Origin of the sequence: Pediococcus ethanolidurans, from assembly GCF_001437405.1 — a bacterium.
Classification (GTDB): domain Bacteria; phylum Bacillota; class Bacilli; order Lactobacillales; family Lactobacillaceae; genus Pediococcus; species Pediococcus ethanolidurans.
In genome coordinates, this window is sequence record NZ_JQBY01000036.1 from 1 (window position 1) to 11693 (window position 11693).

Sequence of the window (11693 nt, forward strand, 5' to 3'; positions counted from 1 at the left end):
TCGAAACTTTGTTCAGTTTTCAAAGGTCTACCAATTGTTGAAGTTGAAAATTTCTTTTCTTCCTTGCGACAACTTTATAAGTATATCATCTGGATAAAAGCTTGTCAAGAAAAACTTTTAACTCTTTTTTTAATTAGCAAGCAAATCTCCGTCAGACAACGTATATAAATATACCAAGTCACAAACATTTCGTCAAGCATTTTTCACAATATTTTTTGAATTGTTTCATTTTTTGCTGAAAATAACTGTGTTTTATACCTATACCAATTTTAGATTGACTGCTTTTGATAGCTATCGGACAAGCAGTTTCCTAGTCTTTTAATTCCTGAATCAATTTGTGAAAGTGACACACTGCTAAAACTAACTCTTGCACCATTTTTATGCGCTTTATCAGGAAAAAGATTAGTCGAAGGAATTACCATCACATGAAAAGCAGGCTTAAAACTCATTATTTGCATATTATCTAAGTCATAGTTTTGAGGAGCTGTAATCCATGTGAAAAAACCACCCTTAGGATCTGTATAACTTATATTTTCAGGCATGTAGTTTCTCATCGCTGTCATCATGGCATTCTTTTTAATTCTGTAACTTTTTTGCAATTTGGTTAAGTGACTTTCAAGACTATATTTAGATAGATAAGCATTGACCGTTTGAATCATTAAATTAGAAGTCTCCAAATCTGCTCCGGCTTTTAACTCTTTCAATCGAGAGAAGATCTCGCCACTTGCCGTTAGCCACCCTAGTCGTAAGGCAGGTGCCAAAATTTTAGAAAAGCTTCCTAATTGAATCACGCGATCCTGTGTATCTAACGATTTTAAAGTTGGTAAAGATTTCCCTTCATATCGTAACCAACGATAAGGAGCATCTTCCAAAATCAAAACATCATAACGATTGGCCAATGCAATTAACTGTTTTCGCTTTTCCAATGACATGACAACTCCTGTGGGATTTTGAAAATCTGGAATCGTATAAATAAGTTTAACTGATTTCTCAATCAAAATGCGTTTCAATTCAGTTAAATTCATCCCATCATTTTCCATGCTAACTGAGTAATAGTTTGGTTCATAGGCATCAAACGCTGCCAGCGCGCCAATATATGTAGGACCCTCTACCACCAAGCCATCACCCTTATTGATAACTAACTTTGCAACAAGATCCAATCCCTGCTGTGCCCCTTGTGTCATCATGATCAGTTCCGGATTTGTTACTGTTCCATCATTATTTAGTAATGACGCAATTTTTTCTCGCAAATCTATTGATTCTTCACCCACTTGATATTGTAAGGGTGAATGCTGATTTGAAATAGCAATTTGAAAACTATCAGCCAATTCTTTACTTGGGAACAAGGTAGCATCAGGAAATCCGCCAGTAAACGAAATCATTTCTGGATCCTGGCTTGGATAAATTGCATTCAATCCGCTCTTCGAAGTCAACGAAACACGACTGGCAAACTCTTTTTTCATCGTAAATTCCTCCATGATTTTTGTCTTGCTTATTGACTCTATGATACTAATTATTTAATATGAAGTAAAACTCAACGTTCTCAATATAACGTGAATGTTTTTCATCGCTGCAACAATACATTTAATCAAAAGCGCTGTTCTCTACTATATATAGAAGGAAGTATATTAAATGGCTAACTTTTCATACGAAATATTCGCTCAAGTTGTCACAACCAAAAACTTTGGTCAAGCTGCAAAAACATTAAATGTTACCCCAAGTGCAGTCAGTCATGCTATCAGTCAATTAGAAAATGAGCTTGGCTTTCCACTATTCATTCGAAATCGCACGGGGGTTGAGCTCACACCAGATGGTCAGCAAGTACTGCCCGTAATTCAACATATTTTAAATAGTGAAGCACAACTAAAACAAGTGGCCGATCAAATTAGGGGTTTAAATCTTGGTATTGTTCGCATTGGCGCATTCAGTAGTGTTTGTATTAACTGGTTGCCAACCATCATTCGTCAGTTTAAGAAAAAATATCCTGGTGTTGAAGTCACTATTACTCAAGGAACCTTCTCCGAAATTGCAGAAATGACCCGCGTCGGTTCTGTTGATATTGGTTTTGCAACGCTACCAGTAGATTCACAACTTCAAACCGAGTCACTAATTGATGATCCCATTTATTGTGTCACTCCTGCAGATTTCGTGCCCAAAAATAAAACCTACATTACAACGGATGATATTGGTGACTATCATTTCATCCTTCAACAAATTGACTATGACCGTGACACAAAGAAAACACTTGATCAATATAATGTTGCACCAAAAGCCATTACTTATTCCATTGATGACCAATCAATTCTTTCAATGGTAGAAAGTGGACTTGGTTTTGGAATTCTACCCAAACTTGCCCTGCAAAAATTAACTGGCGATGTAAATGTTTATCCTTTCTCACACCAATACAATCGTACAATCTGTCTCAGTGTTAATAAAACACAAGCTGACTCTCCATCCACAAAACTAATGTTGTCTGAAATTCACGACTACTTAGCTCAATGTTACCAAAAAGAATATCTTGGCCAACCTGCAAAATAAATTATTTTGCTTGTTAAACAAGGAGCTGATCATAAGCATGACTCCTGCATACGTCACACTTTTTTACCTTTCTCCGCTGAGCTTTAGGGCAGTTTCACAAGTCAGTCGTAATAAGCTAAGTAAGATTCCTGTGGGATCGCGATCCCACCTCCAATCGCCCTTCTCTGTTTTTTTCGCTAAGCCTTAGGACAGTTTCACAAGTCAGTCGTAATAAGCTAAGTAAGATTCCTGTGGGATCGCGATCCCACCTCCAATCGCCCTTCTCTGTTTTTTTCGCTAAGCCTTAGGACAGTTTCACAAGTCAGTCGTAATAAGCTAAGTAAGATTCCTGTGGGATCGCGATCCCACCTCCAATCGCCCTTCTCTGTTTTTTTCGCTAAGCCTTAGGACAGTTTCACAAGTCAGTCGTAATAAGCTAAGTAAGATTCCTGTGGGATCGCGATCCCACCTCCAATCGCCCTTCTCTGTTTTTTTCGCTAAGCCTTAGGACAGTTTCACAAGTCAGTCGTAATAAGCTAAGTAAGATTCCTGTGGGATCGCGATCCCACCTCCATCTCACTTAGCTTATTGCGACTACCCGACTTGTTTCACTCACTACTTTTTAGGACTGCTCGGTAAAACAATAGGCATTTCATAAACTCGTCTCCCGCGGGATTGCGATCCCGCATACGCCGAATTTATGAAATGCCTATTACCGTTTTACCTCGCACACTTTACCTTACCTTCACCAAAAAGTACTTCTTCTTTCCGCGGCGCACAATCACAAACTTTCCATCAAAATGCGATCCCGGATCAATCTGTGCCTCCACATCCTGCACCTTTTCTCCATTTATTCGAATCGCACCATTCTTCACATCTTCTCGTGCCTGTCTCCTCGATGGCTCAATCTTCGTATCATCCACCAGCCACAACACAATATTTTGCTTCTCATTTTTCACTTCAACCGTCGGCATATTCTTAAATCCTTGCTCAATTTCACCAGCCGTCAAATCCTGTACCTCACCCGAAAAAAGTGCCTTAGTAATATGCTGAGCCTCAATTACCGCCTGCTTACCATGCACAAACTCCGTCACCTCTTCAGCCAAACGTCGTTGTGCCTCACGCTTCTCAGGTTGTGTCCGCACCTTTTCAGCTAACTCGTCAATTTCATCTTCGTCGAGGAAAGTGAAGTACTTCAAGTATTTCACCACATCGCGATCATCTTGGTTAATCCAAAATTGATAAAACTCATATGGTGACGTCTTCTTTGGATCCAGCCAAACAGCTCCACCAGCCGTCTTGCCAAACTTAGTTCCATCTGCTTTCAACATCAACGGAATTGTCAATGCAAATACGTCTGTATCAGAACCCTCAATTTTATGAATTAAATCAATTCCAGCTGTAATATTTCCCCACTGATCCGCACCGCCAATTTGTAATTGGACATTTTCATGCCGATATAGATGAAGAAAATCAATTGACTGCAAAATTTGATAAGTAAATTCCGTAAACGAAATTCCTACCTCCAAACGACTGGCAACAACTTCTTTATTCAACATTGTATTAACATTAAACAATTTACCGTAATCACGTAGAAAATCTAATAATGATAATTTTGAAAGCCAATCATAGTTATTCACAATGGTGAAATTGTCTGTTCCAAATAGTTTAATCATTTGAGCAGATAAAGCATCTTCATTATGTTTAACTTGATTCATGGACTGCAAAACACGTTCCGAATTTTTACCTGATGGATCACCAATTGCACCAGTTCCCCCACCAATAACGATAACCGGATGATGTCCCTGTAACTGGAATCTCTTTAGCATCATAAAGGGAATCAAATGCCCAATGTGTAAACTGTCTCCAGTTGGATCAACACCACAGTATAAACCAATCTGCTTTTTGTTAGTTAACTCCCGCAAACCTTCTTCGTCTGTAGATTGATTAACTGCACCACGCCATTTTAATTCATCAATAATATTCATAATATTTTCCTCCTCTTTTTTGGTATAAAAAAATCCCTAAAGTCAATAAAGACTCTAGGGACGAATTTTTCCGCGTTACCACCCAAGTTATTGCATCATCTGCAATCACTCAACATCGATAACGTGATGAATCGCTAATTTAGGATTAGAAGCTCAACAATTGTAATTCACAATTACCACATTCTGGTTCGCAGTCCCACCAGATCTCTGAAATGTTGGATAATCTGTTACTTCGATCGTCTCAATGCTTTTAATGTTAGTTACATATTAAGAGAGTTGATTTTGGAAGTCAAGCATCTTTTTAAAAAGCCAGTCGAATTAATGCCATACAGATAATTCCGACCACCACAATAACAATTAAACTTTTGGATATGATTGCTGCCAAAAATGTTGGAACGGTTGCTAAAAGATTATCCATGTTTACAGATGGTAAAGAGCCTGCATGATGCGTAAAGATGTTTTCCATAATAAGAGCCGTCATGATAACCAGCGGTACAAAGCTTAAATATCGAATCAACCAATTAGGTAGATCAAAGTTCTTAACTAACACAAAAGGAATTACTCGTGACAGCCACGTAACTAGCCCGCAACCAATAATTGCCCATAAAACTTTCATCGTGAGTGCCATTGTTCCACCACCATTCCTAAGAAACAACCGATTAACGTCGTTGCAATCAATGCAACATTATCGGAAAAGAAAATTGTCAGTACATACATTAAAACGCAAACTATTCCGACCATCGTCACCTGAAAACCAAACGCTTTACTGCGATCAGTGATCATTTGTAAATAAAGCAAGCCAATAAACATGGCAACAAGTGCAAAATCAAGTCCAAACGCCTTAGGATCGCCAACCAGGTTACCCAAAATGCCACCGACTGCGGTTGCTAGCGCCCAAGTTAAGTAAGCAACAAAATTAGCACCATGAAACCAACTTGGAGCCAAACGATGATTCGTAAAATTAAGTTTGTTCATACTCAAAGCAAAGGTTTCGTCTGTCAGTAATGTCCCAATACCAATATTTTGCCAAATGGAATCTTGGCGAAAGTACTGAGCTACCGTTGTACTCATTAAAATAAACCGCGCATTAACCAAAAACACCGACAACATTACAAACGGAATGGAACTGCCAACTAATAACAAACTTACCATAATAAATTGGGCTGAACCGGCATATGTAATTAACGACATTAGTAGAATTTCTAATACACTCAATCCACTAGTTTTACCTACAATGCCAAACGCAAGGCCTATCCCTATGTAGCCAAACACAGTTGGCAACGCATCCTTGATTCCTGTGTCAAAATCTAGTTTTTCATTCACACAATTTCATCCCTTATTTTCATTTTACTTTTTCTATATTCACTCGGTGTCATTTCAAAATATTTTTTAAAAGCGCGACTAAAATAATTTGCACTTTTAAATCCGCTTCTTAGTGCAATTGGTTTTATTTTCATGGTACTTTCCCGTAATAACTGTTTTCCGTGGCTTAACCGAATTCGATTAAGATACTGCATAACTGAACTACCAGTTTCAACTCGGAAAACATGTTCAAAATAAGTTTTTCCAACGTGCATTTCGTTAGCTATATCCTCAAGCGTCAACTGCTTTTGATAATTAATTTGAAGATAGCATTGGCTCAACGTTACCCATTCAGCGTTACTCACCACATGACCACCAGGCTGGCATCGTTTGCATGCATGAAACCCTGCCTTTTCAGCTTCACTTAAATTTTCAAAGATAAAAACGTTTTTTCTCAGTGGCGTTCGTGACGAACACGATGGTTTACATACAATTTTCGTTGTTTGAACAGCATAAAAAAAATGACTATCCGCGCTACTATCATTATGAATAATTGCCTGCCATTGTGCATTAGTTGGTCTTTGAAAAGTTTCCATTATCTTTCCCTCATTAAAATCCAGAATGAAAAAGCCAAATTTTGAACTTTTTATTTGTTATAATTTAAGCAAAATCACAATCAGGAGGTCACTTATGAAAACATTCTATATCGATCATGTCACTGTTGGTACTTACACTTACCTACTTGCAGTTGGTGAACATGGGCTAGCTTTTGTCAGCTCCAATGCAACTAGTGAAGATGAATTGCATCATTATTTTCCTCATGTCAAAGAATTAAAAGATACCACTAAAACTCATGATTATGCGCTAGCTTTAAAAAAATTATTAACAGGTGAAACTAAGACTTTTCCTTTACCAGTAGAACTTAATGGTACCCCGTTTCAAAAGGCGGTTTGGCAAGCACTTCAAACCATCCCTTATGGTGAAACAACGACGTACAGTGCCTTGGCCGAAAAAATTCATCGTCCAACTGCTATCCGTGCTGTTGCCAATGCAGTTGGTAGAAATCCCAACCAAATTGTAGTTCCCTGTCACCGTGTGTTGCGTAAAGACGGCTCTATTGGCGGTTACCATGGTGGTCTGCCCCTAAAACGCGAATTACTTGCACTTGAAGCTCGGGTTAAACAAAATTAACCGACTACTTTAAAAACTTCGCAAAGACAATTCATATTTTCCGTAAAAGTTTTGCCTGCTTCTGCGTATTCTTGTTTAAAGAACGGTTCATGCACACGACGCCAATACGTCAACGTCTGATCGCCTTCACCTTCATGGTAAGCATGCTCAGCAGTCATATTTTTATATGGGATAACTTCTACAACAACCGTTTGCGTAATACAAACTGGATGACCGCTACCATCCAGAATCATATTATATTCACCCACCTGGGGATAAGCCTCATCTTCTTCATATAAATCATATGCAGAAGTTGTGGCTGTTTTTATTCCTCTAAAAGTAAGATCTGCAAGTTCATTTGCCATACTAACCGTGTTGCCAAACGCCCACGCTTCGTAAGTTGCATGATGTAATTTGTGTTCTTTGACAAATGTTTGCCAATAAGTATTAATTTCAGTCGCATGTGTCATAGACTCACCTCATCAAATATTTTCACTATTATATCATTATTTAAAGTCGAATTTTTGAGAATACCTTATTTTACCAAACGTAACTGACGAATTAATTTAAACTTTGCAACGGGTGTGATACGGTTTATCTAGTCCATTTAATAAAAAGGAGATTAATTTTATGAAAACTAAACTATCACGTGGAAAATTTGAAAACTTACAAAAGTTAGCTGATGATGAAGGTACTTTAAATATTTTAGGTTTGGGCGGACAAACTACTTTTCAAAAAAGGATGCAAGCTGCTCAAACAAATGCTAAAAATAAATTCGACATTGATCAATGCATTGAGTTCAAACAAATTCTGTCTGAATATTTATCACCTGAAGTTTCGGGAATTCTGTTGGATTCTGCCTTTGGAACCAAAGCAAAACAAGCTAAATCTAAAGACACTGGTTTAATTACCGTTTATGATTTGTCCGCGAAAGCACCTGACCATTTATCCCTAAATCGCTTAGTTCACACCAAAACAAATGGTGTTAAAGTGCGTGTTAACTATAATCCCCATGCGGATGAACAGACTAATGACGAAAAATTAGCTTGGTTAGAACGTGTAGGTGCCGAGGCCTTAGCATCCGACCTCCCTCTTTTTGTGGAACCAATCGTTTACGATGATCAAGTTTTCGACAAGGCCACTGCTGAATTTGCCAAGCTTCAACCCACTCTGGTAATTGACACCATCAAGGAGTTAACTAAAGAACGATATCATATTGACATTCTTCAAATTGAAACTCCACTAAATTTTGCGTTTGTTGAAGGCTTCACAGGTAAAACAGCAACTGCGGTTTATTCTCAACGACAGGCCGCAAAACTGCTTAAAGAAGCCAGCGATACTACTACACGACCTTTTATTTATCAAAGTGGTCATAACACTCTTGAATCTTTTCAAGCAGCAGTTAAATTTGCCGGTAAATCAGGTGCAAAGTTTGCAGGCGTCATGACAGACTACACCGCATTACAGGACAGTATTTCCGTTTATGCAAAAAATGGTGAAAAGGGTCTGCAGCAGTGGCTTGAAACCACGGGAAAATCAAACTTAACGATTTTAAGTGAAAATCTTGATAATTACGCTACTCCTTGGTATGACCGGTTTGGCGGGCTTAAAAATCTCGACATTTTTGATAATCCCATAACTTTGTAAAAGTAGGCAAAATAAAGATAAATTAAGTTGTTATTTTAAGCAATCGGTGTTACGATATCAGTATGATATCAATAAAGCGGTTTCATATTTAATTTTATTTCTTAGGGGAGGTAGATTTTTATGGAAATTAATGCCGATGTTTTAAAATCTCAAATTACTTTTAAACCACAAAAAGATGGTGTCGACCCATTTCTGTCTTGGTGCCATATCAAAATTGACGACATAGAATATCCACGGGGTGGCAAAAGTTTATTAAAGAAACGATTTTCACGACCAAAAATGCGATCAAAAACCACTGTTGCGTATGACAAAGATAAAATTGATATCATAATTGAAGATAATTTATACAAAAGTTATCCGATTAGTCAGTTACAGTCACTGACAGTGCTCATCATGCGTGGTTTTGCCGTTTATTATCCAGGACGAGTTTCTAACAACACTGTAACTATTTTAGAATTCCCAGACACCCAGTATTATTTTGATACACCTACACCATTACCGGCAGCTATTTTACTGTCATCTTCTATTTTTAATCACACTGTCGTAAATGACCCAATGAACCTCAAAAAATTCGGCAGCGTTCAAAGTCTACAAGATATGAATGATCAAATTGCGCACGTTGGTTACGAAAATTTAGTCAAGGATTCGTCTTTAGCGTGGCTAGCGACCACATTTAATCCTGAAGAAGAACCCTATCAACTCATGTCAAATTGACAAACGTGCATTTAAAGCTTATCTTGGAAGAACTTAGTAAGGTTTCCAAGGGAGGTTTTGATCATCAGAGAACAGCACTTACACGTAGCCAAGCCTAAGTATGGTTCACGCGCATTCTCAACGTTTATGTACTTTATCTTTGTGCTGGCTACAATCTGTTTATTTACAGTCTTCAATAAAAGTTTCGGTCAAATTGTTGCCACGAGCGATCCCGTAGTCGAACGAATTGTAGAGGTTGTTAATGAAAAGGTTCCTCAGTACAATGGTTATACCATTCAGATTACGGCTGCTACCATCAAACCGGATCTCAAAACTGCCGTTGGCCAGGCATACGATAATAAACCAATTAAGGTTAATCCAACTCGTTTTCAAAACAGCGTCAAACAACAACTTGTCAATGATGGTGTTTCTACCTTGGTAATCAATTCTTCTATTGGTGCTTCAATCGAAACAAAATTAACTAATGAATATCAAAATGCCTTTCAAAATAAATATCTGTTAGAATTTCGTGATCAGTTACCCACGTATAAAATGATTACCTATTTAGTTATGCTAGTGACGTTTGTCATTGGAACTCTCTTTCGAATCAGATATCATCGTTCAAAGTATTAAAAAGAGACTGGAAAACTCCCAGTCTCTTTTTTTGTATTCGAACTTTATAGTTGAAATTGGGGAAAAAGGCTGTGTTCGAAGTCCAAACACCTTTTTCCCACTCTCTTCCTTTACCACTGCTTTAATAACTGATCAATTGTGATAAGAACGCCATTCTGATCATGATCTGGTGCTACATTGTCAGCAATTTTTTTAATTGCTTGGGGAGCATTTGCCATTGCAAAGCCTTGGCCTGCCTCTTTTAGCATTTCGGCATCATTTCCACCATCACCAAAAGTTACGACATCTATCATTGGAATATTAAGATAATTGGCCACTCGTTTAATCGCATTGGCCTTATGGGTATGCGGAATAATTAAATCAATATCCCCATGACCAGATGATACCGGCAATAACTCACCAGCTAATTCGTTGGCGAGTAGCGTCAAAATCTTTTCTGTTTGATTATCTGGACACGACATACCAATTTTTAAAACTGTATCATCAATTGCATCCCAGTCTGAAACGCTTTGTAGCTTATAGTAGTATCTAGCCGTCATCTCTGAAAATGATTTCGGTGCAGAATTCAGTACATAGGCACTTTTCACGGCACTCACAACCGGATAAACCTCGTCCAAACTGTTCAGATACGTAATCGCATGGTGATATACTTCCGGATCCATTTTGGCAGAGTACATCACCGTTTCATCAGGTTGCTTAACTAAAGCACCATTGTCCGAAACAAACCAAATTGAATCTGCCGTATGCGGGAAAAATGCCCGCAGTTGAGAATCCTGATTTCCACTTGCCACTACGAAAGTAACATCTTTAGCCTGCATTTCTGGATACAATTTTAAAAAATACTTTCGATCAAAATCTTGATGACTATTCAAAAAAGTGCCATCCATATCAACTGCTATTAATCTTTTTGTCATAAATATGCTCCTATGCTTTTCTATACTAATTTAATCATATCAAAAAAACGCTTACAAAACAAAGCAAGCGTTTTTCTCTAAAAATTAGGTTACTTATTGTGCAATCGCATTTTCGACAGCCTGGATATACTTTTTGGCAATAACAACCCGGCCATTAAAATCTGTTATGTGCATCAAACTTTTGCGATCTTCATTGCAAACAGTATCCATGTCTAATTCAATTAAATAAGTATTTTCATATTCTTTAATGGCTCTTCCGTTAAAGCCATTTTTTATCATCGGGCAGTGATCACACAAAACTTCAAATCTTTGATAGCGACATTCTTCATCTTTCATTGTTAGCCTCCTGTATAATTCTTATCGTTAAGATAAGGTATACTTTAAATTAAAAATATGAATTATGTTTGACTATTCCTTAAATTAAGAATGAAGTTATGGTTACGATAATAAAAAATAGCTGTAAACTATTATTTCAGAAATGATCATTGTATAAAACATCATTGATTATTAGCAAATCTCGCTAATGATGTTCCGTAACTAACAAAAAGACCCATCGATTCCAAAATCGAATCATTGGGTCTTCTTGTTAATTCTTTATAGTTGAAACGTGCTACACAAGGCAGCTTTTTTTGCTTGCCAGTTCTTGCGGTGTGGGTTGCCGCCACAAGAATGGTCAACGTATGGAACATCAATGGTTATTAGCGAATTTTGCTAATAACCTTCCTTTATGTGGAATAGTGCCAGTTCTTGCGGTGTGGGTTGCCGCCACAAGAATGGTCATCGTATGAAACATCATTAATTATTAGCGAATTTTGCTAATAATCTTCCT

13 protein-coding genes and 1 other annotated feature are annotated in these 11693 nt (G+C 37.6%); of the genes, 5 read left to right on the plus strand and 8 right to left on the minus strand.

Annotated elements, in window-relative coordinates:
* Positions 1-269 precede the first annotated feature (269 nt).
* Positions 270-1463 carry an aminotransferase-like domain-containing protein gene (locus IV87_RS10255; RefSeq protein WP_057807966.1) on the minus strand — a complete coding sequence of 398 codons (1194 nt, stop codon included), beginning with the start codon at positions 1461-1463 and terminating at the stop codon, positions 270-272.
* 169 nt (positions 1464-1632) lie between these two features.
* On the opposite strand from IV87_RS10255, the gene IV87_RS10260 reads away from it, so the two are divergent.
* A complete protein-coding gene (locus IV87_RS10260; protein WP_057807968.1) occupies positions 1633-2538 on the plus strand; it encodes a LysR family transcriptional regulator in 906 nt (301 codons plus the stop codon).
* A gap of 713 nt (positions 2539-3251) precedes the next feature.
* Here the strand turns inward: IV87_RS10260 and tyrS are convergent.
* The 4 genes from tyrS to IV87_RS10280 all read right to left on the minus strand — a co-directional run bounded on the left by tyrS (position 3252) and on the right by IV87_RS10280 (position 6403).
* Complete coding sequence (gene tyrS / locus IV87_RS10265; protein ID WP_057807970.1) at positions 3252-4505, minus strand: tyrosine--tRNA ligase; 1254 nt, start codon at positions 4503-4505, stop codon at positions 3252-3254.
* Between the two features lie 53 nt (positions 4506-4558).
* Positions 4559-4759 (minus strand) — a binding site (T-box leader).
* A 47-nt stretch (positions 4760-4806) separates the two neighbouring features.
* Positions 4807-5133, minus strand: a complete 327-nt coding sequence (locus IV87_RS10270) for an AzlD domain-containing protein (protein WP_057807972.1) — start codon at positions 5131-5133, stop codon at positions 4807-4809.
* On the minus strand, positions 5118-5828 hold the full coding sequence (locus IV87_RS10275) for an AzlC family ABC transporter permease (protein ID WP_057807973.1): 711 nt from the start codon (positions 5826-5828) through the stop codon (positions 5118-5120). Before IV87_RS10275 ends, IV87_RS10270 begins: the two co-directional genes overlap by 16 nt.
* Positions 5825-6403 (minus strand): bifunctional transcriptional activator/DNA repair enzyme AdaA, encoded by a 579-nt coding sequence (locus tag IV87_RS10280; protein WP_057807975.1) that lies wholly within the window; start codon positions 6401-6403, stop codon positions 5825-5827. Before IV87_RS10280 ends, IV87_RS10275 begins: the two co-directional genes overlap by 4 nt.
* A gap of 94 nt (positions 6404-6497) precedes the next feature.
* Here IV87_RS10280 and IV87_RS10285 point away from each other — a divergent pair, with 94 nt between their 5' ends.
* Positions 6498-6998 (plus strand): methylated-DNA--[protein]-cysteine S-methyltransferase, encoded by a 501-nt coding sequence (locus IV87_RS10285; RefSeq protein ID WP_057807977.1) that lies wholly within the window; start codon positions 6498-6500, stop codon positions 6996-6998.
* Here IV87_RS10285 and IV87_RS10290 read toward each other — a convergent pair.
* Positions 6995-7447: an ASCH domain-containing protein gene (locus IV87_RS10290; RefSeq protein ID WP_057807979.1), complete on the minus strand. Its 453-nt coding sequence runs from the start codon at positions 7445-7447 to the stop codon at positions 6995-6997. The genes IV87_RS10285 and IV87_RS10290 overlap by 4 nt on opposite strands.
* A gap of 160 nt (positions 7448-7607) precedes the next feature.
* Here IV87_RS10290 and IV87_RS10295 point away from each other — a divergent pair, with 160 nt between their 5' ends.
* From IV87_RS10295 to IV87_RS10305, 3 genes are all read left to right on the plus strand, one after another.
* Positions 7608-8624 (plus strand): tagatose 1,6-diphosphate aldolase, encoded by a 1017-nt coding sequence (locus IV87_RS10295; RefSeq protein ID WP_057807980.1) that lies wholly within the window; start codon positions 7608-7610, stop codon positions 8622-8624.
* 120 nt (positions 8625-8744) lie between these two features.
* Positions 8745-9338 carry a hypothetical protein gene (locus tag IV87_RS10300; protein WP_057807982.1) on the plus strand — a complete coding sequence of 198 codons (594 nt, stop codon included), beginning with the start codon at positions 8745-8747 and terminating at the stop codon, positions 9336-9338.
* Between the two features lie 57 nt (positions 9339-9395).
* Positions 9396-9950, plus strand: coding sequence for a hypothetical protein (locus tag IV87_RS10305; RefSeq protein ID WP_057807985.1), 555 nt, complete (start codon positions 9396-9398; stop codon positions 9948-9950).
* Positions 9951-10060: 110 nt separating this feature from the next.
* On the opposite strand, the gene IV87_RS10310 is transcribed toward IV87_RS10305, so the two are convergent.
* Both IV87_RS10310 and IV87_RS10315 read right to left on the minus strand, forming a co-directional pair.
* The gene (locus IV87_RS10310) at positions 10061-10864 is read right to left on the minus strand and encodes a Cof-type HAD-IIB family hydrolase (protein ID WP_057807987.1); all 804 of its coding nucleotides are present in this window, start codon (positions 10862-10864) and stop codon (positions 10061-10063) included.
* Positions 10865-10957: 93 nt separating this feature from the next.
* A complete protein-coding gene (locus IV87_RS10315; protein WP_057807989.1) occupies positions 10958-11200 on the minus strand; it encodes a hypothetical protein in 243 nt (80 codons plus the stop codon).
* Between the last annotated feature and the right edge of the window lie 493 nt (positions 11201-11693).

What these genes read in the sequence shown, in the direction of transcription:
- IV87_RS10310 (WP_057807987.1), bottom strand. Translation starts at nt 10,864, where the DNA reads ATGACAAAAAGATTAATAGCAGTTGATATGGATGGCACTTTTTTGAAT.
- IV87_RS10270 (WP_057807972.1), bottom strand. Translation starts at nt 5,133, where the DNA reads ATGGCACTCACGATGAAAGTTTTATGGGCAATTATTGGTTGCGGGCTA.
- IV87_RS10260 (WP_057807968.1), top strand. Translation starts at nt 1,633, where the DNA reads ATGGCTAACTTTTCATACGAAATATTCGCTCAAGTTGTCACAACCAAA.
- IV87_RS10300 (WP_057807982.1), top strand. Translation starts at nt 8,745, where the DNA reads ATGGAAATTAATGCCGATGTTTTAAAATCTCAAATTACTTTTAAACCA.
- IV87_RS10295 (WP_057807980.1), top strand. Translation starts at nt 7,608, where the DNA reads ATGAAAACTAAACTATCACGTGGAAAATTTGAAAACTTACAAAAGTTA.
- IV87_RS10290 (WP_057807979.1), bottom strand. Translation starts at nt 7,447, where the DNA reads ATGACACATGCGACTGAAATTAATACTTATTGGCAAACATTTGTCAAA.
- IV87_RS10255 (WP_057807966.1), bottom strand. Translation starts at nt 1,463, where the DNA reads ATGAAAAAAGAGTTTGCCAGTCGTGTTTCGTTGACTTCGAAGAGCGGA.
- IV87_RS10315 (WP_057807989.1), bottom strand. Translation starts at nt 11,200, where the DNA reads ATGAAAGATGAAGAATGTCGCTATCAAAGATTTGAAGTTTTGTGTGAT.
- IV87_RS10285 (WP_057807977.1), top strand. Translation starts at nt 6,498, where the DNA reads ATGAAAACATTCTATATCGATCATGTCACTGTTGGTACTTACACTTAC.
- IV87_RS10280 (WP_057807975.1), bottom strand. Translation starts at nt 6,403, where the DNA reads ATGGAAACTTTTCAAAGACCAACTAATGCACAATGGCAGGCAATTATT.
- tyrS (WP_057807970.1), bottom strand. Translation starts at nt 4,505, where the DNA reads ATGAATATTATTGATGAATTAAAATGGCGTGGTGCAGTTAATCAATCT.